The 20,041-nt window shown below is 58.4% G+C and carries 14 protein-coding genes; 11 read left to right on the plus strand and 3 right to left on the minus strand.

All coding sequences use genetic code 11. From position 1 onward, the window contains the following. Nucleotides 1-102 precede the first annotated feature (102 nt). Nucleotides 103-1,698 (minus strand): multifunctional 2',3'-cyclic-nucleotide 2'-phosphodiesterase/5'-nucleotidase/3'-nucleotidase, encoded by a 1,596-nt coding sequence (locus tag GH722_15170; GenBank protein ID MRG73108.1) that lies wholly within the window; start codon nt 1,696-1,698, stop codon nt 103-105. A gap of 246 nt (nt 1,699-1,944) precedes the next feature. Between GH722_15170 and GH722_15175 the strand changes: the two genes are divergently transcribed. From GH722_15175 to GH722_15200, 6 genes are read left to right on the plus strand one after another with little or no spacing between them, the layout of a single operon-like run. Beyond that, the gene (locus GH722_15175; protein MRG73109.1) at nt 1,945-2,940 is read left to right on the plus strand and encodes a BMP family ABC transporter substrate-binding protein; all 996 of its coding nucleotides are present in this window, start codon (nt 1,945-1,947) and stop codon (nt 2,938-2,940) included. A 23-nt stretch (nt 2,941-2,963) separates the two neighbouring features. Next, on the plus strand, nt 2,964-4,544 hold the full coding sequence (locus GH722_15180) for an ATP-binding cassette domain-containing protein (GenBank protein ID MRG73110.1): 1,581 nt from the start codon (nt 2,964-2,966) through the stop codon (nt 4,542-4,544). A 3-nt stretch (nt 4,545-4,547) separates the two neighbouring features. Next, nucleotides 4,548-5,678 (plus strand): ABC transporter permease, encoded by a 1,131-nt coding sequence (locus GH722_15185; GenBank protein MRG73111.1) that lies wholly within the window; start codon nt 4,548-4,550, stop codon nt 5,676-5,678. A 6-nt stretch (nt 5,679-5,684) separates the two neighbouring features. Next, nucleotides 5,685-6,656, plus strand: a complete 972-nt coding sequence (locus GH722_15190; GenBank protein ID MRG73112.1) for an ABC transporter permease — start codon at nt 5,685-5,687, stop codon at nt 6,654-6,656. A gap of 2 nt (nt 6,657-6,658) precedes the next feature. Next, the gene (gene cdd, locus GH722_15195; protein MRG73113.1) at nt 6,659-7,048 is read left to right on the plus strand and encodes a cytidine deaminase; all 390 of its coding nucleotides are present in this window, start codon (nt 6,659-6,661) and stop codon (nt 7,046-7,048) included. Continuing rightward, nucleotides 7,045-7,830, plus strand: coding sequence for a purine-nucleoside phosphorylase (locus GH722_15200; GenBank protein ID MRG73114.1), 786 nt, complete (start codon nt 7,045-7,047; stop codon nt 7,828-7,830). The genes cdd and GH722_15200 overlap by 4 nt, the downstream gene beginning before the upstream one ends. Nucleotides 7,831-8,116: 286 nt before the next feature. On the opposite strand, the gene GH722_15205 is transcribed toward GH722_15200, so the two are convergent. Continuing rightward, nucleotides 8,117-10,063 carry a hypothetical protein gene (locus GH722_15205; protein ID MRG73115.1) on the minus strand — a complete coding sequence of 649 codons (1,947 nt, stop codon included), beginning with the start codon at nt 10,061-10,063 and terminating at the stop codon, nt 8,117-8,119. Nucleotides 10,064-10,153: 90 nt separating this feature from the next. On the opposite strand from GH722_15205, the gene deoC reads away from it, so the two are divergent. The 4 genes from deoC (at nt 10,154) to GH722_15225 (ending at nt 15,063) form a co-directional block, all read left to right on the plus strand. After that, entirely contained in the window at nt 10,154-10,951 is a 798-nt protein-coding gene (gene deoC, locus GH722_15210; GenBank protein ID MRG73116.1) for a deoxyribose-phosphate aldolase, read from the plus strand. Between the two features lie 3 nt (nt 10,952-10,954). Continuing rightward, complete coding sequence (gene deoA, locus GH722_15215; GenBank protein MRG73117.1) at nt 10,955-12,292, plus strand: thymidine phosphorylase; 1,338 nt, start codon at nt 10,955-10,957, stop codon at nt 12,290-12,292. Continuing rightward, nucleotides 12,289-13,488, plus strand: coding sequence for a phosphopentomutase (locus GH722_15220; GenBank protein MRG73118.1), 1,200 nt, complete (start codon nt 12,289-12,291; stop codon nt 13,486-13,488). The genes deoA and GH722_15220 overlap by 4 nt, the downstream gene beginning before the upstream one ends. A gap of 102 nt (nt 13,489-13,590) precedes the next feature. Further along, on the plus strand, nt 13,591-15,063 hold the full coding sequence (locus GH722_15225) for an AMP nucleosidase (GenBank protein ID MRG73119.1): 1,473 nt from the start codon (nt 13,591-13,593) through the stop codon (nt 15,061-15,063). On the opposite strand, the gene selD is transcribed toward GH722_15225, so the two are convergent. After that, nucleotides 15,056-17,278 (minus strand): selenide, water dikinase SelD, encoded by a 2,223-nt coding sequence (selD, locus tag GH722_15230; protein ID MRG73120.1) that lies wholly within the window; start codon nt 17,276-17,278, stop codon nt 15,056-15,058. The genes GH722_15225 and selD overlap by 8 nt on opposite strands. Before the next feature lie 139 nt (nt 17,279-17,417). On the opposite strand from selD, the gene pepN reads away from it, so the two are divergent. Then, entirely contained in the window at nt 17,418-20,039 is a 2,622-nt protein-coding gene (pepN, locus tag GH722_15235; protein MRG73121.1) for an aminopeptidase N, read from the plus strand. The last annotated feature ends 2 nt before the right edge of the window (nt 20,040-20,041 follow it).

A 20,041-nucleotide genomic window follows, 5' to 3' on the forward strand; every position in this document is an offset into this window, starting at 1 on the left:
CCGGACCGTCAGCTTCGGCAAGCTGTGATGTCAGCCAGCATCGGTTCTGCGATTCAGGAAAAACACCCGCCCCGGAAAGTCTCCGGAGCGGGTGAGACCGGCTTAGTTTTCGGTAATACGGTCATCCTTGTACGGCTTGTAGTCGCCGGATTTCGCCACATAATCGGCAACGACATCAGCCAGGTCCGGACCGAAGTCGTAAGGATCAATCGCGTTTTCGGCAAAGGCGACATAGCCGTCACCGCCACCACGAATATAGTTGTTGGAGACAACGCTGTAGGTCGCTTCCGGATCAATGGCGCTCCAGGCACCGTCCTTCATGACCAGAACTTCCTTCACACGACCCTGATTTGCGGGGACGCTGCGGGTCCAGGTGAATTTGAGACCGGCGACCTGCGGGAACCGGCCTTTGCCTTCTTCTACCTGACTGACAGCAGCTTCGAGGGCCGCGACAATGTCCTTACCCTTGAGACGGAATGTCGACAGGGTGTTCTGGAAGGGCAGCACCGTGAGGACTTCGCCCATTGTCACTTCACCGGCATCAATGGAGGAGCGAATGCCGCCGCCGTTGGTGATGGCAATGGTAACGCCCTGTGATCTGGTCCGTTCGAGAATGGCATCAGCAATCAGAACGCCCATTTCACAAACCCCGGCGCGACAGGACTTCCGGTCACCGTCAATGGGGGCTGCTGAGCTGCCGATAACCTTGTTGCGGATTTCATCAAGCGGTTTGGCCAGCTCGGCAATCCGGGACTTCAGGCTGGAGTCTTCGGCAATCTTGCCATCAACCACAACCGGCTCACCGGCAGCACTGGTGATTTCACCGGCATCGTTGAAGCTGACATTCAGCATGCCGAGATATTTGCCGAACGCATAGGCCTGAACGATGGCTACCTTGCCGCCGTCAGGTCCGTTACGCCATGTCGGATAGGGGCCATCTGCCTTGTCGGAGGCGTTCGACAGGAAAGTGTTGCTGTGGCCGCCGACGATGACGTCGACACCGGAAACCTTGGAGGCGATCCACAGGTCAATGGTATAGCCGGAATGCGAGAGCAGGATGATCTTGTTCACCCCGGCAGCCTTCATGGCATCCACTTCGCGCTGAACGGCAGGTACGGGATCGCCGAATTTTACATTCGGTCCGGGTGAGGCGAGTTCGCCTGTATCTTCTGGTGTGACACCGATCAGGCCGATTTTCTGGCCGTTCTTCTCAACGATCTTTGCCGGCATCAGAACTCCGGCGAGCGTCGGCTCCTGCGTAATGTCGGCATTTGCCATAAGAACCGGAAATTTCACCGCATCCATAAATCCGCGCAGCACTTCCGGGCCGTCATCGAATTCGTGGTTGCCGACAGTCATCGCGTCATAACCGAGGGCATTCATCATCTCGGCTGCGACCTTGCCTTTATAGTAGGTATAGAAAAGCGAGCCCTGAAACTGGTCACCACCGTCAACCAGCAGGCTGTTTGGTGAAGCGGCACGGGCGGCGCGGATGGCATTTACGAGACGGGCATATCCGCCAAAACACTTTCCGGCGTCATTGTCTTCTGCCTTGCAGCCAGAATCATACTTGTTGATCGGCTCAACCCGGCTGTGAAAATCGTTGGTATGCAGGATGGTAATGGAATAGTCGGCCAGCGCACTGCCTGCTGTCAGGGCGCAGGCGGCTGCTGTTGCAAGAAAGACCCCGGTTTTCATGGTTTTACATCCCAGTTTGTCGGTTGCGAACGGTGATATCGAAATATCGGGTTATAGCTCCGGATAGTTTGAACCTGACGGGAAGATCCCGCAACAAAACAGTCGCCCGCACAAACCTGTGACGTGGCGGAAAAGCGGTTTATGCCACGGCTGGAGATGAGTAGCCTGTCCTTCGGGATTGTCAGACGCAGGACAACCGATAAACTCAAATCCCTTGAGGGGACAATTTAACCAGGGACAGACATCATGATACGCCTGATCAGCGTTGCGGCCGCAGCCGCATTCCTTTCGATTTCGACTGCACAGGCGGCGGACATTCAGCCTGCTGTCGTTTTCGATATGGGTGGAAAGTTCGACAAATCCTTCAATGAAGGTGTCTTCAACGGTGTTGAGAAGTTCGCCAAGGAGACAGGTATCAAGTACCGGGAATTCGAGGTCACGAATCCGTCGCAGCGCGAACAGGCGATTCGCCGTATGGCCCAACGCGGTTCCGATATCGTACTTGGTGTCGGTTTTGCTCAGGCGTCCGCAATTGAAAAGGTCGCAAAGGAATTTCCGGAAGTGAAATTCGCGATCATCGATGCCGTGGTCGAGCTGCCCAATGTTCAGTCCATTGTCTTCAAGGAACATGAAGGCTCGTTCCTTGTCGGTATTCTCGCGGCAATGGCTTCAAAAACCGGCAAGGTTGGTTTTGTCGGCGGCATGGATATTCCGCTGATCCGGAAATTCGCCTGTGGTTATGCGCAAGGCGCAAAACATGCGAAGGCTGATGCGGAAGTCTTTGAAAACATGACCGGTTCCACTCCCGCCGCCTGGAACAACCCGACCAAGGGTGCCGAGCTTGCCAAAAGCCAGTTCGACCGCGGGGCTGACGTTGTCTATGCCGCAGCCGGCAGCACCGGGATTGGTGTTCTGCAGGCCGCCAAGGATAACGGCAAATTCGCAATCGGCGTTGATTCCAACCAGAACCATCTGCAGCCGGGCACCATGCTGACCTCCATGCTGAAGCGGGTTGATGTGGCCGCCTATGAAACCTTCAAGTCTGCGATGGATGGCACGTTTGAGCCGGGCATCAAGGTTCTCGGTCTTGCCGATAACGGTGTGGGCTGGGCGCTTGATGAACATAACGAGAAGCTGATCTCGGCTGACATGAAGGCCGCGGTAGAAAAAGCATCAGCGGCCATTATCGCCGGCGATCTGAAGGTCCATGACTATATGGCTGACAACAAGTGCAGCATGTAGGGCGTTAACGTCCGGCTGCCGTTATGGCTTCGACGATATCACCTGATCCGGACGGGGGCGGGGCCTTGGCTCCGCCCCCGGCAATTGAGTTGCGCGGGATCGATAAACGGTTCGGCGCGGTCCATGCCAACCGGGCTGTTGATCTGGTTGTCCCGAAGGGCACCATCCATGGCATCGTTGGTGAAAACGGAGCCGGTAAATCGACACTGATGTCGATCCTCTACGGCTTCTACGAAGCTGATGCGGGCGATATCTATATCAATGGAAACAAGACCCGCATCCGGTCGTCGTCTCAGGCAATCGCCGCGGGCATTGGCATGGTTCATCAGCATTTCATGCTGGTTGATACCTTCACCGCCATCGAAAACGTGATGCTGGGCAGCGAAGGCGGCCACACCCTGGCAAAGGGTGTTGCGCGGTGTCGAACTGAACTGGAGAGGCTGGCGGCGGATTACGGTCTGACAACGCCGCTCGACACCCCAGTTTCAGAACTGACGGTCGGACAGCAACAGCGGATTGAAATCCTCAAGGCGCTCTATCGTGGTGCAGAAATCCTCATCCTTGATGAGCCAACCGGTGTTCTGACCCCGCAGGAAACCGACCAGTTGTTCGGTATCTTCTCGGCGCTTCGTGAACAGGGTGTGACGGTTGTCCTGATCACCCACAAGCTGCGGGAAATTCTGTCTGTCACCGATAATGTTTCGGTCATGCGACAGGGCGCAATGGTCGCCCATCGTGTAACTGCTGAGACGGACCGCGAAGAGCTTGCGGAACTGATGGTCGGTCGCAAGGTGGTCATGCGGGTGCCGAAAGGTGATGCGAAACCGGGCGAAGTCCGTTTGCTGGTCGACAGCCTGACGGCCTATGACCCGGATGGCGTAAAGCGGATTGATAATCTCAGCCTTGAAGTAAGGTCTGGCGAAATTGTCGGCATTGCCGGGGTCTCCGGAAACGGACAGAGCGAATTGCTGGAAGTGCTGGCGGGCATCCGGGAGTTCCGGAAAGGCCGGATATCTGTCAACGGACATGACATATTTCCGAAGACGGAGAGGACAGCAGCCAGCCTGCGCGAAATGGGCCTCGCCCATGTGCCGGAAGACCGGATTCGCATGGGACTGGTCACCCCCTTTGCCGCCAGTGAGTCCTCGATTCTGGGCTATCACCGTGATGACCGCTACAACAGCACGATACTGATGAATTCCGATCATGTGCTGGAGGATTGCGCCGAAAATATGGAGGGGTATGACGTCCGGCCCCGCGACCCCCGCCTGAAATCGGGCAATTTTTCCGGCGGTAATCAGCAAAAACTGGTTCTGGCGCGGGAGATGATACGCCAGCCGGATGTCCTGCTGGTTGGCCAGCCGACCCGGGGGGTGGATATCGGTGCCATCGAGTTCATTCACAAAAACCTGGTGGCACAGCGCGACCGGGGTGCTGCCATTCTGCTGGTTTCCGTCGAACTGGAGGAAATCATGGCTCTGGCAGACAGAATTCTGGTGATGTTTGAAGGCCGCATCGTCGGGCGGGTCGATGGTGCGAAGGCGAATGAACGTCATCTCGGTCTGATGATGGCCAATGCCAACCCGATTTTGCCGGGGGCCTGACCGATGGCTGTTTCCTCAGACACGCTGCCACGCTGGGTTGATATCGTCGCCATCCCGCTGATCAATCTGACACTTGCCTTCCTTGCTGCCGGCCTGATCGTACTTGCGGTCGGGGAAAGCCCGGTTGAGGTTTTGCTGGTGCTGATCAATGGCGCTTTCGGCTTTGAAGAGGCGATTGGCTATACGCTGTATTACGCGACCAATTTCATCTTCACCGGACTTGCGGTTTCCGTCGCCTTTCATGCCGGGCTGTTCAATATCGGCGGGGAGGGGCAGGCCTATATCGGGGGCCTGGGTGTCGGCCTTGTCTGTCTGTGGCTCGATCCGTATCTGCCGGGGTTCGTGCTGATTCCGCTGGCCGTGCTGGGGGCTGCGGCTTTCGGCGGGTTCTGGGCCTTTGTGCCGGGCTGGTTGCAGGCCTATCGCGGCAGCCATGTTGTCATCACGACCATCATGTTCAATTTCATCGCGGCGTCGCTGATGGTTTACCTGATGGTGAACGTCTTCATCAAACCCGGCCAGATGTCGCCGGAAAGCCGTGAATTCGCAGAGGCTGCATGGTTGCCGTTCGCCCATGAAATCGCGGGCTGGGCAGGCATCGAGATTACCCCTTCGCCACTGAACCTGTCGCTTGTCGGCGCATTGATCTGCTGTGTTGCTGTCTGGCTGTTCATCTGGAAGACCCGCTGGGGTTATGAAATCCGGACCGTCGGCTTTAACGAGGCCGCGGCGGTCTATGCCGGTATTGAACCGAAGAAGGTGATCGTGCTGGCGATGTGTATCTCCGGCGGTCTGGCCGGATTTGTCGGGGTCAATGAACTGATGGGTGTGCAGCACCGCCTGATGCTCGATTTCACGGCGGGTTACGGATTTACCGGTATTGCCGTGGCGCTGATGGGCCGGAACCATCCTTTCGGCATCGTGCTGGCCAGCCTGCTGTTTGGGGCCCTGTATCAGGGCGGGGCGGAACTGGCCTTTGAAATTCCGGGTATGACCCGTGACATGGTGGTGGTCATTCAGGGGCTGGTCATCCTGTTTTCCGGGGCTCTGGCCCTGATGGTACGCCCCCCGCTGGAGCGGCTTTTCCGCAAACGCATGCTGGCGATTGCCGCTGCCCGTGCGGTGGAGGGCTAGGCCGCCATGGAACTCTGGCTGACCATATTACTGACCTTTGATGCGACCCTGCGGGTTGCCGCGCCACTGATGCTGGCTGCGATGGCCGGGCTGTTTTCGGAGCGCTCCGGCGTTATTGATATCGGGCTGGAGGGGAAAATGCTGGGGGCGGCTTTTGCCGCGGCGGCGGCGGCCTCCTATACCGGATCGCCCTGGGCCGGGCTTGGCTGCGGGGTTCTGGTTTCCGTCGCAATGGGGCTGGTGCACGGTTTCGCCTGTATTACCCATAAGGGCGAACAGGTGGTCAGTGGTGTCGCCCTGAATGTACTGGTCGCCGGCCTGACCATTGTCCTCGGCATCGCCTGGTTCTCCCGTGGTGGCCAGACACCCAGCTTGCCGGATGAAGCCCGCTTTCTGCCGATCATGTTGCCGGGGGCAGAGGTGATCGGACAGGTTCCGGTCTTCGGTCCGCTGTATCAGGAACTGATCAGCGGCCATAACCTGCTGGGCTATGTGGCACTGCTGACCGTGCCGCTGACCTGGTGGGTGATCTTCCATACGCGGTTCGGTCTGCGAATCCGGGCGGTTGGGGAATCCCCGAATGCCGTGGATACCGCCGGGATATCGGTCACTGGTCTGCGCTATTCTGCGGTGATCTGTGCCGGGTTGCTCTGTGGTATTGCGGGCACCTATCTGTCGATCGGCCAGAATGCGTCCTTCCTGCCGCATATGACGGCGGGGCAGGGCTATATCGCGCTTGCAGCCCTGATCTTCGGTAAATGGCGTCCCTTTACGGCTTTTGCGGCCTGTCTGCTGTTCGGTTTTCTGGATGCGGTGGCTGTGCGTCTGCAGGGTGTTGATCTGCCCTTCATCGGTGAAGCGCCGGTGCAGCTTATTCAGGCATTGCCCTATATTCTCACCGTTATTCTGCTCGCCGGTTTCATCGGCAAGGCGACGGCCCCGAAAGCACTGGGCGTTCCCTATGTGAAAGAACGCTAGTTATGGATGATCTGATACAGGCCGCCCGCGAGGCGATGGCCAAATCCTATTCACCTTATTCCGGGTTTCAGGTAGGGGCGGCCGTGCGGGGCGAAAGCGGGGCCGTTTATGCCGGCTGCAATGTGGAGAACGCGGCCTATCCGCAGGGCTGGTGCGCGGAAGCCACCGCCATCGCGGCCATGGTCATGGCGGGTGAACGGCAGATCAGGGAAGTCTGCGTCATCGGTCCCGGCGATGCACTGGTCACGCCCTGCGGGGGCTGTCGTCAGAAAATCCGTGAATTTGCGGGTCAGGAGACGGCCATTCATATCTGCGGGCCGGAGGGCCATCGCCGCAGTTTCACCCTAGCTGAGTTACTGCCGGAAAGTTTCGGCCCGGAAAACCTGCGATGACATCTGCCGCCGACATTATCCGCGCAAAAACAGCGACCACCCCCACGGTCGGCATTGTTCTGGGCAGCGGCCTGGGCGGGCTGGGTGAGGCGGTTTCAGACCGCTGTATCATTGACTATGCGGACCTGCCGGGATTTCCGGTTCCGTCTGTTCAGGGGCATGGCGGCAAGCTGATCCTTGGCCGTCTCGGCACTACAGATGTCGCGATGTTGCAGGGCAGGGCGCATTATTATGAATCCGGACGGCCCGATGCCATGCGCCCGGCAATCGAAACACTGGCGGCGCTTGGCTGTGAAACGCTGGTTCTCACCAACGCGGCGGGGTCACTGCGGCGGGGCATGGGGCCGGGCCAGCTTATGCTGCTGTCGGACCATATCAATTTCGCCGGGATCAACCCGCTGATCGGGGAAGCCTCCCCGAAGCGGTTTCTGAACATGGCGGATGCCTATGATGCGGATCATGCGGCCGCCCTGCACAGGGCAGCGAAAGCAGAATCCATCGACCTTCATGACGGTGTGTATGTCTGGTTCTCCGGCCCGACCTTCGAGACCCCGGCGGAAATCCGTGCGGTCCGGATGTGGGGCGGTGATGCGGTCGGCATGTCCACCGTCCCCGAAGTCATCATCGCCCGCTTCCTCGGCCTGCGCGTCGCCGCCATCTCCAACATCACCAATATGGCGGCGGGCATGAGCGACGAAGTGCTGAGCCACGACCATACCATGGAACAGGCAAAATCCGGCGGCGAAAGCCTCACCCGCCTGCTCACCCGCTGGCTGACCTGACCCGCAGACACAGCTCCCCCTGACAGACTACAGATACCACCAATCAATCACTCCCCCTCATCTCCTTCACCCCCCTCATCCTGAACTCGTTTCAGGATCTCCCCCGTTCAGGTCATCTGCCGGATCCTGAAACAGGTTCAGGATGAGGAAGGGGTGCCGAAGCGGGGACAATCCTGCCCTGCCGCCATCCTTCGAGACGGGCTTTCAGCCCTCCTCAGGATGAGGATTTCAACACAAAAAGATTTCATGAATCAGGGAGCGGCGAAGCCGCGTTTCGGAGGACCGCCTATTTGATCCGGAACCGGTTGCGCAGCGACAGCCCGAGTAAAAACACAAACACCGCCCCCAGCAAACTTTGAGCCCCGGAGAGGGTTTGAGCCATGGTCGGGAGATTTTCTGTGAAGTCAGCGAAGAACTCCTTCCGCATTCCGAAGAATCCGCCAAGGCTGGCAAGGCTGAACCCGTACATTTGCGCCGGATCAATCCCGGCTCTTCCGGCATGTTGCAGGATCAGGTGATAGACCGGGGCCAGGCCAGTCCACAATCCAAGGAGCCAGAAGACCGGTAAATGCACACTTGCACCAAACCCGCAACTCCACTCATAGAGCGAGATAAGAAACCCGGTCGCCCCACCGACAGCCGCTCGCTTCGCCCGCAATTCCCGGCCATAGAAATCCAGTTCCGCCTCATGATCCTGAATCGCATTGGACCGCCGCCGTAGATGGCTGTAGGCATCGGCCATATCGCGGGCTGCTATCGGGTTGGAAGGTGTTTGTGGCCATTGAACGTCATGCCAGGTGGTGCCTTCATGCAATCTGCAATCTGACAATTCAGGCACACACGTTAAGAATTTGCAGCTGTTGAAACGCGTTTCTGAACAGAATTCCCTGTTGGTGAGAAAAACTTCTGCATTAAATACAGCGTGGCTAAAGTCTGTAATTCCCCCAAACTGACAAGTCTTAGATAGACTATGACTTTTTCCTTCAACCCGGAAAAACGTATCCCCTTGAAATATGGTCTTTCGGAAGTCGGCTAATCCTTTGAATTGAGTGTCTAGAAAAGAGGCGCCTTGCTTGAATGCTGCATGCTGGAAGATTGCGCGTGTCTCAAACGCAGCATTCTGGAAAACGGCTTGGTTCAGGAAAACGGCATCTTCAAAGACTGCGTTATACTGGAACGTGGCGTGTTGAAGGTCGGCATCCCCCTTGAACGTTGTATGTAGAAAGACTGCGTAACTCAGGAATGTAGCGTGCGCGAAGACTGCGGTTCCATTGAACGTGGCGTGTTCGAAGTCACCGTTTCCCTGAAACATGGTGCGGCGGAAGTCGAAATTCCCCTTGATCGAGACGTGGCGAAAGTCGGCGTAATTGTGAAACACGATGTGCTGGAAATAGGCGTGTTCTTGGAATGCAGAGTAGCGAAAGTCAGCGTACCAGTAGAACACGGCGTGGTGGAAGTCGGCGTACCTCTCGAATGTGGCGTTCTGGTAGTTGGCTTGTCCTCCAAACTCTGACCTGACAAAGCTCGTCCTTGCAGGAAAAATGAAATGATCAAATGAAACGGGACAGGCGAATACCGTTTCGGTGAAATCGATGTCGGTGGCTGGGTCGGGGACGGGTAATTCCCGGGATCTGAAACTAGCCCAGAGTTCCCGGCGCTGTTCCGCGCTGAAAGGCTTCAGTTCTGCTGCCGTGGCGCGTTCTTCATCGATCAGCTTTTGGCGGTCTTCATCCGACAGGGCAGCCGCCATCCAGCGGTTCCAGATATCCCGGTTTTTTGCGTGAAGGTCTTCGTCAAATTCGTCGCCCGTCTGCTCTCCGTGGTAGGTTGCGAGCACGTACCAGGGGTTTTCATTGGCGGGGCGCAATTTGATCTGATCGTCGGTCATGCGGACAGTCTGGCGCGGAAAGCGGGGGCTGTCGACGGGTTCTGCAACTGATGAAGGATTTGGAGGTGCAGGTTGCTGGGTTCTTCGTCGGGCTGGGCTGCTCTTCCTGTGTCGTGTTGAATTACTGTCGTGCAGGGGGTTGAACGGGAAGGATCCTGAAACGAGTTCAGGATGAGGAGGTAAGGAAGATGAGGGAGACAGGGTATCTGGCAGGGGTAAGGGGATGTCAGGGAAAGGATGGGGTGGTTGTTGGGTGTGGGCGTTGTGAGGAGAGGGTAGGCGGGTTTTCCGGTGTGCAGCCGGTTGGCCCTGGTCAGTGAAAACCGTCCCCAAACCATCCCTCATCCTGAACTTGTTTCAGGATCACCGCCGCTTCCGCAGGGCCGTGTTTTTGCATGACGGCATCGCGTGAGTTCGGGGGGCGAGTGGCGTATGATGGGGCTTGTGAATTTAACGGAGGAAACAGGCTTGCAGGACAGATTGAAGATTACGGCAGAACGCGCCCTGGCGGCGATGGATCTGACGTCGCTGGGGGACAGTGATGATGTGGAGATTGTCTCCGCGCTCTGTGACCGGGCGGTGACGGAAGCCGGTTCTGTGGCGGCAGTATGTGTCTGGCCGCGCTTCATCGGGCTCTGCCGGGAGAAACTAGCGGGGAAGAACATACCTGTTGCGGCGGTCGCCAATTTCCCGTTCGGCGGGGCCGATATCGGCAAGGCCGTGGCAGAGATCGAATCTGCGGTTGCAGACGGGGCGGACGAGATTGATCTGGTCTGGCCCTGGGACAAATGGGTGCAGGGTCAGCAGAAGGCAGCCCTGAAACTGCTGACGGCAGCACGGACCGCCACCGCAGACTGTACCCTGAAGGTCATTCTGGAGACCGGCTGTCTGGCTGACCCGGCGCTGATCGAAAGCGCCAGCAAGGCCGCGATTGAGGCCGGTGCCAATTTCATCAAGACCTCAACCGGCAAGGTCGATATCAATGCCACGCCGGAAGCGGCGGAAATCATGCTGAAGGCGATTGCTGAAACCGGGGCTGATTGCGGCTTCAAGGCAGCCGGCGGTATCCGGACAGTGGCCAACGCCGATATCTATTTTCAGCTGGCTGACCGCATCATGGGGCCGGACTGGGCAACACCCGCCCGTTTCCGGATCGGGGCCAGCGGCCTGCTGGATGACATCATCTCGACGCTGGACGGCACAGCCCCGTCGATTGCGGTAAAAGGATACTGAGCCGTGATCCCGCAGGAGCTGATACGACGCAAGCGGGATGGCGGTGTTTTGACGGCAGATGAAATCGCCGGCTTTGTAACAGGCATGACCGACGGCAGCATTGCCGAAAGTCAGGTCTCGGCCTTTGCCATGGCGGTGTTCTTTCAGGGTATGACGATGGATGAACGGGTTGCCCTGACCCGTTGCATGATGGAATCGGGCCGCCGGATGGACTGGGCCGATCTGGACCTTGGCGGCCCGGTGCTCGACAAGCATTCGACCGGCGGGGTTGGTGACAAGGTGAGCCTGGTACTGGCCCCGGTCATCGCCGCGCTGGGTGGTTTTGTGCCGATGATCTCCGGCCGTGGCCTCGGCCATACTGGGGGCACGCTGGACAAGCTGGAGAGCATTCCCGGCTATAATGCGACCCCGGACCATGTCCTGTTCCGGCAAACCGTAAAGACGGCGGGATGTGCAGTTATCGGACAGACCGATGATCTGGCACCGGCTGACCGGCGGCTTTATGCCATCCGGGACGTGACGGCGACGGTGGAATCCATCCCGCTGATTACGGCCTCGATCCTGTCAAAAAAGCTGGCGGCGGGGCTGGACGGGCTGGTGATGGATGTGAAGACCGGCAGCGGTGCCTTCGCCCCGACACTGGCGATGGCAGAGGAACTGGCGGGCAGCATCGTTGATGTGGCCGGCGGGGCCGGGTTGCCTGCGACGGCGGTGATTACCGATATGAATCAGGTTCTGGGCAGCACCGCCGGTAATGCGCTGGAAGTCAGGGAATCCGTTGACCTGCTGACCGGCAGAACCGGTGATCCGCGTCTGGTTGAGGTGCTGACGGAACTGGCCATCGAAATGGGACTGCTGGGTAAACTGGCTGATGGCGGCAACCCGCGGGCTGACCTGCGCCGGAAGGTGGCTGAGGTGCTGGGCAGCGGTGCCGCTGCCGAACATTTTGGCCGCATGGTCGCGGCCCTTGGTGGCCCGGCTGATTTTGTCGAAAAGCCTGAGCGTTATCTAGGGGAAGCGCCGGTCCGGCATGTCGTGACACCTTCCGGAGAAGGCTACGTCGCGAATGTGGATACCCGCGCTGTCGGGATTGCGGTGATTGAACTTGGTGGCGGCAGACGGCGGGTTACAGACAGCATTGATCACGCCGTTGGTCTCGATCAGGTCCGGGGCATTGGTGAGAAGGTGGGTCCGGATCAGCCGCTCTGTGTCATTCATGCCCGTGATGAAGACAGCGCCCGGCGGGCAGAGGCTCTGGTTCTCGGTGCCGTCCGTGTGCAGGATGACCCGGTAACGCCGTCGCCGGTTATCGTGAAACATCTGCGGGGTGAGGGGGTATGAGCCGGGCAATCATCCTGATGATGGATTCCTTTGGCGTCGGGGCGACTGAAGATGCGGTCAGGTTCGGCGATCAGGGGGCAGATACCTTCGGACATATTGCCGCTTTCTGTGCCGGTTCTGATCGTGGTGCCCTGCAAATCCCCAACCTGACCCGCCTCGGGCTGGTGCGGGCCGGGCTTGGCGGCTCCGGTTCTGTCGCGGCGGGCTGTGATGTCTCTGTCGAGCCGCAGTCCCTGTACGGACATGCGGCGGAGCGCAGTTTCGGCAAGGACACGCCGAGCGGACACTGGGAACTGGCCGGTGTGCCGGTTGAATTCGACTGGGGTTATTTCCCCCGTGAAGAACCCTGTTTTCCGGCTGAACTGATTGACCGGCTGATCGCTGACGGGGAAATCCCCGGTGTGCTGGGGGAACGCCACGCCTCCGGCACCACAATCATTGAAGAACTGGGCGAGGAACATCTGCGAACCGGCAAGCCGATTGTCTATACCTCTGCCGACAGCGTGTTGCAGATTGCCGCTCATGAGGAAGCCTTCGGCCTTGAACGGCTGTACCGGCTTTGTCTGGCGGCGAGGGCGATTGTTGATGACTGGAATATCGGCCGGGTGATTGCCCGGCCCTTCATCGGCGACAACAGTGCCAGTTTCCGTCGTACCGGGAACCGCCGCGACTATTCGATACCGCCGCCAGCCCCGACCCTGCTGGACAGGCTGGCGGGCGAGGGGCGTGAAGTGCTGTCCGTTGGCAAGATTGCGGATATCTTTGCCCATCAGGGACTAACCCGGAAGGTGAAGGCCGATGGCAACGAGGCGCTGTTTGATGCCACATTGCAGGCCCTTGATGAGACACCGGATGGCGGACTGATTTTCACCAACTTCGTCGATTTTGATTCCAGCTATGGCCATCGCCGCAATGTGCCGGGTTATGCCGCCGCAATTGAATATTTCGACCGTCGCCTGCCGGAACTGGAACGCCGGATGCGGAGGGGTGATCTGGCGGTGATTACTGCCGATCACGGTTGTGACCCGACATGGCCCGGTTCTGACCATACCCGCGAACATGTCCCGGTCCTGGCTTTCGGTCCGGATGTTGAAGGGCGCGATATCGGCCGGCGGGCATCCTTTGCCGATATCGGTCAAAGCCTCGCCACCCATCTTGGCATTGCATCACTGGATGCGGGCGAAAGTTTTCTGTAATGGCGCGGGTGCGGGTGAAGGTCTGCTGCATTCTTTGACGCGGTGGCGACTGCGTGACAGGCTTCCCTCTGGTGCATTCGGAACACAGGTGGTTTTGACAGCATGAGCGCGCAGCATTTTCCCGGTGTCGGCAATCTCCAGTCGCTTGATGACGTTGACGCGGTACTGGAACGGGTCGCCGAAATCTATCTCGATGGCGTGACGGCACTTCAGGACCGTTTTGACCAGTTTGCCGCAGGTGACCGGACCAGCCCGACACCCCGGCGCGGCTATCCCTTCGTCGGGATCATTAATAATGGCCGTGTCACGCCTGCGTCGGAGGGAACCCTGTCTTACGGGACGCTGGGGGGATCAGGTGCCTTTGGCATGACCCTGACACGCCCGGAACTGTTCAAAAGCTATTACCGTGAACAGCTGACATTGCTGAAACAGCATTATGGCGGGCCGTTTCATGTCGGGGTCAGCAACTGCCCGATTCCACTTCCCTTTGTGATTGAGGCTGCGGGGGCGGGTATGTCGGCGGATGATGCGACCGACCTGCAACGGGTGTTTCCGCTGCCTGACCTGAATGAAATTGACGACGAAATCGCCAACGGAACGAATGTCGTGGCGGCCGGTCTGCCAAAGCCGTTGTCGATGTTCTCGGCCTCGCGGGTAGACTATTCGCTGCTGCGTCTCGCCCATTATACCGGCACCGCTCCGGAGCATTTCCAGCGGTTCGTCCTGTTTACGAACTATCAGCGATATGTTGATGAATTTATTGAACTTGGTCTGTCTGAAGTCCGGTCCGGAGATCGCTTCCGGGCCTTTGTCGAGCCGGGGAATGTGGTCACGCCAAACCCGCGTCTGAGTGACCTGCCAGCCAGCGGTATGGAGCCGCTGCATCTGCCGCAGATGCCTGCCTATCATCTGGTATCAGACCGGCATGAAGGAATTACGCTGGTCAATATCGGGGTCGGCCCCTCGAATGCCAAAACCATCACCGATCATCTGGCGGTACTGCGCCCGCATTGCTGGCTGATGATCGGCCATTGCGGTGGCTTGCGGAAAACCCAGTTGCTGGGTGACTACGTTCTGGCCCATGCCTATGTGCGGGCCGACCATGTGCTGGATGACGACCTGCCACCCTGGGTGCCGGTGCCGCCAATCGCCGAAATCCAGATTGCGCTGACCGAGGCCGTGTCCGCCATTACCGGGGTTACTGGCCGCGAACTGAAGGCCCGTCTCCGGACGGGGACTGTCTATACGACAGATAACCGGGACTGGGAATTACGTCTGGATGCCCTGAACCGGGAGTTCAACCAGTCCCGTGCCATTGCCATTGATATGGAATCGGCGACCATCGCGGCCAACGGCTATCGTTTTCGGGTTCCCTATGGCACGTTGCTCTGTGTCTCCGACAAACCGTTGCATGGCGAGATAAAGCTGCCGGGCATGGCAAATGCGTTTTACCGGGAGCGGGTCAGCCAGCATATGAAGATTGGTATCGAGGCACTGGAACGGCTGCGGCAGCAGGGTGTGGAAAGCCTGCATTCCCGCAAACTTCGGGCCTTTGATGAACCGGCCTTCAGATAAGCCAGATTGTCTTTGATCCGGCAGCCTGTGTGGCGACGCTGCCAATAATTCTGGCCGGTATTCCGGCTTTCTGTAGCGCGGCCAGACAGACATCCGCCTGACCGTCAGGCAGTGCGGCCAGCAGGCCACCGGATGTCTGCGGGTCGAAGAAAATGTCGTCTGGATGTCCATCGAAATGCACGGCGAACGGCAAATTCTTGGGATACATGGTGGACAGGATACCGGCTGCCTCTGCTTCCCTGTATCCTGGCAGAACGGGCAGGCTGGCCGGATCCAGCAAAGCCACAGTGCGGGCGCCGGTCATCATCTCGATCAGATGACCGGCCAGCCCGAAGCCGGTGACATCTGTGGCCGCCGTCACCCCGTAATCGTGCAGGATACGGGCTGCGGGTCCATTGGACTGCCGCATGCTGTCAACGGCTGCCTCCACATGTTCGGTCCGGGCGCGGCCACGCATGTCGGCTGCCATGATGGCACCTGTGCCCAGCGGTTTGGTCAGGATCAGTTTGTCACCGCCTCTGGCACCGCCTTTGGCGGACAGGGACTTGGGATCTATGAAACCGGTAACAGCCAGCCCGAGGGTCAGTTCAGCGCCCTCTGCCGTGTGACCGCCCAGTAACAGCGCACCACAGGCGGCCAGTGCTGCGGTGACGCCGGATAAAATTTGAGTCAGGTCATCGGCCATCACCTCCGGCTCACCATCCGGCAGCGTGACGGTCACCAGTGCCCCATAGGGGTCGGCGCCCATGGCGTGCAGGTCTGATAAACAATGTTCCGCCGTGATCTGCCCGAACAGGAAGGGATCATCAATCACCTGGCGGAACTGATCGACCGACTGAACAATGGATTGGCCGGGAGGCGGCGTGATAATGGCTGCATCGTCCCCCAGGTCCCCAATCGACTGCGGATAGATCTGGCGGACCCGTGCGAGGGCGGATTTCAGGACAAGGCTGGAGACCTTTGCCCCGCAGCCACCACATCGCATGAGGCTGTCGCCGGTTTGCGGATCGGATGGTTCGGCCATGACCGGAAGGTCCTGATACTTCTCCATCCATTTGCGATCAATCCCGTCTTTCCAGCGCCAGACCCAGTCACCACTGACCGACAGCGGCCCGTAGGAGGCAACAGCATGCCGCTTGCCAGTAGAGATGAGGGCCAGAACATGTGACTGGGGGTGATAGGGAACCGCTGGCTTTCCACGGGCAAGACGCTGAAGGCTTTCGGCCAGTACCGGACCCTGCCGAACGGCGTAAACCCCGGCTTTCGGCAGATCATGCCCTGTCATTGAGGCGATATCACCCGCGGCCAGAACATGAGGATGCGAGGGGGACTGAAGACAATCATCGACGGCGATAAAACCGTGACTGTCCAGTGCCAGCCCGGTTGTTGCCAGCCAGTCCGGGGCTGACGCCCGGGTTGTGCAGATCACCCTGTCCACCGGGATGCTCTCACCATTACCCAGAATGACGCTGTCCGCCCGAATTTCGGTGACCGGGGAGCCGCGGTGCAGTTCAACGCCTGCTTCCGTCAATGCCTGTCGTAATGTCTGGCGCACCCCGGATGAATGTTCGGGCACAACCTCGTGGCTTGCCGATATGAGGAGGAGCGAAACACGGTCTCCGAACCGATGGGCCAGAGACAGCGCAAGTTCGGTCCCGCCAGCACCGCCGCCGATGATTGCCAGCCTGACGGGGTTTCGGGGCTGATTCTTCGTCTGCTGTTCAAGCTCGTTCAGCCAGACCAGAAATTGATCGACGGGTTTTACCCCGATGGCATGTTCACGGGCACCCCGGATGCTGCGCAGATCAGGGGTTGAGCCAATATCCACAGACAGCCAGTCGAACCGCAACGGCGGGCGGTTTGCCATGCTGACGGTCCGGGCATCAGCATCGATACCGTCAACGGCAGCATGGATCAGGCGCACACCGGCATGCCGGCAAAGTCGCCGCAGGTCGATGTGAGCCTCGTCAAAATCATATAGACTAGCAATGAGACCGGGCAGCATGCCGGTATAGGGTGTCTGGATATCACGGGCGATCAGGGTCATCCGGGTCCGTGGAGACGGGTTCATTGCCCATTGGCGGATTACCTCCACATGGGCATGCCCGCCACCCACCAGGATGATTTCTGTCTCTGTCCGGTCGTTCTCTGTAATCAAGTTGGCATCCTTTTTATCGGACGCATCCCGTCCGGCGTATGGTACCATCATAGGCATAGCCACGGAGGCTGTTAAAGCGGGGAACCCGAAAACCTGAACAGGATCACGGGGAAATGTAAGGCTGTCCCTGCGGCAATCATTGTCACTGGCGGGCGCTCATGCAGAATAGCGGGATCACCAATCTGAAAGCCCCCTGATGCGCACGGAAGACCCCCGCACGATTCGTCTTGTCGACTACCAGCCGCCCTTGTTTACGGTCGAAACCGTCGACCTTACCTTTGACCTTGAACCGGAAGTGACGGAAGTCACCACACGGCTTCACATGGTCCGGCGCGGAGCAGGGGCGCTGCGGCTGGACGGGGAGGATCTTGATCTGGTCAGTCTTTCCATTGACGGGCGCCAGCTCGATCCGGCAGCCTTCACGAAAGACGCCGAAAGCCTGTCGATTCCCGAAGTACCGGACGAATTTGATCTGGAAACGGTCGTGCGGATAGACCCGCAGTCGAACACCAAACTGGAAGGCCTGTACCGGTCAAACGGGACCTGGTGCACCCAGTGTGAAGCGGAAGGATTCCGTCGGATCACCTATTTCCCGGATCGTCCGGATGTGATGGCAACCTATCGGGTGACGATCCGCGCTGCACGGTCGGAGGCCCCGGTATTGCTGTCGAATGGCAACAAGGTTGAAGAGGGGGAACTCGAAGGCGGCAGACATTACGCTGTCTGGGAAGACCCGTTTCCGAAGCCAAGTTATCTGTTTGCTCTGGTCGCCGGAAATCTCGGTGCCTATGAGGACAGCTTCATTACGGCTTCCGGACGCAAGGTTGCACTGGCGATCTGGGTGGAACCGGGGAATGAACCGCGCTGTGAATGGGCTATGGAATCTCTCAAACGCTCCATGAAATGGGACGAGGTTCGTTTCGGTCTGGAATATGATCTCGACCTTTTCAACATCGTCGCGATCTCCGATTTCAACATGGGAGCCATGGAAAACAAGAGTCTGAATGTCTTTAATTCCAAATACATACTGGCCGACCCTGAGACAGCAACTGATGCAGATTACGAAGCGATCGAGAGCATTGTTGCGCACGAATATTTCCATAACTGGACGGGAAACCGGGTTACCTGTCGCGACTGGTTCCAGCTCAGTCTGAAAGAAGGTCTGACGGTTTTCCGGGATCAGGAGTTTTCAGCGGACATGCGATCAGCACCGGTGGAACGGATCAAGGCGGTCAGGGCGCTCCGTGCGGCCCAGTTCCCGGAAGATGCCGGGCCACTGGCACATCCCGTCCGTCCGGACAGCTATATCGAGATCAATAACTTCTATACGGCGACGGTTTACGAAAAGGGTGCTGAAGTTATCCGCATGATGCATACCCTGCTTGGTGAAGACGGTTTTCAGAAGGGTATGCGGCTCTATTTCGCCCGCCATGACGGGCAGGCTGTGACCTGCGACGACTTCGTGGCCGCAATGTCAGATGCGAATGACGTTGATTTGACTCATTTCAAGCTGTGGTACCATCAGGCAGGCACGCCGGAACTGGCAATCAGTCAGGATTATGCCAACGGGGTTCTGCAACTTCATGTCGAACAGACGCTGCGTCCGACACCGGGGCAGGAAACCAAGCAGCCGATGCAGATTCCGTTATCTGTCGGACTTCTGAAACCTGACGGTAGGGCGTTGCCGGTGAAAACGGATGCGCCCTCGACCCCGGCAGAGCATGACAGCGTTGTGCTGTCACTGACTGAGGGCAGGCAGACATTCTCATTTCGTGACTTGCCAGTGGAACCGGTTCTTTCACTGAATCGCGGTTTTGCGGCACCGGTAAAGCTCTCAATGACAGGACAGCGGGGATCGGAAGCCATACTGATGGCGCATGATCCGGATCCCTTCAACAGATGGGAAGCCGGTCAGCAATACGGCCTGTCCCTGATTCTGAGCGGAATTGAGGACTGGCGTGCAGGTAAAACACCGCGCCTTGCGGAAGATTATATCGAAGCACTGGCTGATACGCTGAGAGATTCAGGGCTGGATAAGGCCTTTGTCGCTGAGGTTGTTGCGCTGCCATCGGTTGGTTTTGTGGCAGAAAGCATGAAGATCATCGATATCGAGGGCATAGATCATGTCCGCAGCACATTCCGTAAGCAGGTCGCCCGGCGGCTGCGCGACCGTTTACTGACGATCTGGCACGATAATACCAGTGATGCTGCTTACGAGCCGACGGCAGCACAGGCCGGAGCCCGGTCACTCCGCAACATGGCGCTCGGCTTTCTGTCTGCCGATCCCGACAACGCTGATCTGGCGAGAAAGCAGTATGGAAGCGCAACAAACATGACAGACCGGATGGCTGCGCTTGCCTGTCTGGTTGATGTCGGGGGAACGGCGGCCAGTGACGCACTGGAAGATTTCCATGACAGGTTCAAATCCTACACTGAGGTACTGGATAAATGGTTTGCGCTTCAGGCCGGAGCACAAAGACCGGATGTCCTTGATCAGGTCAAATCGCTGCTGAAGCATCCGGATTTCTCTATGCGCAATCCCAACAAGGTACGGTCTCTGGTCGGCAGTTTTGCCATGCGAAACCTGCCGGCCTTTCATGCGGCTGACGGATCGGGTTACAGCTTTCTGGCGGATCGCGTCATTGAACTGGATGGGATCAATCCTCAGGTGGCTGCCCGTCTTGTGCAGCCGCTTGGCAGGTGGCAGAGATTTGACAGCGACCGTCAGATAGCCATGAAGTCCTGTCTGCGGAGAATTCTGGAGACATCCGGCCTGTCGCGGGATGTCTTTGAAATTGCGTCGAAGTCGATCAACTGATC

The sequence above is a fragment of the Alphaproteobacteria bacterium HT1-32 genome, from assembly GCA_009649675.1.
Lineage (GTDB): Bacteria > Pseudomonadota > Alphaproteobacteria > Rhodospirillales > HT1-32 > HT1-32.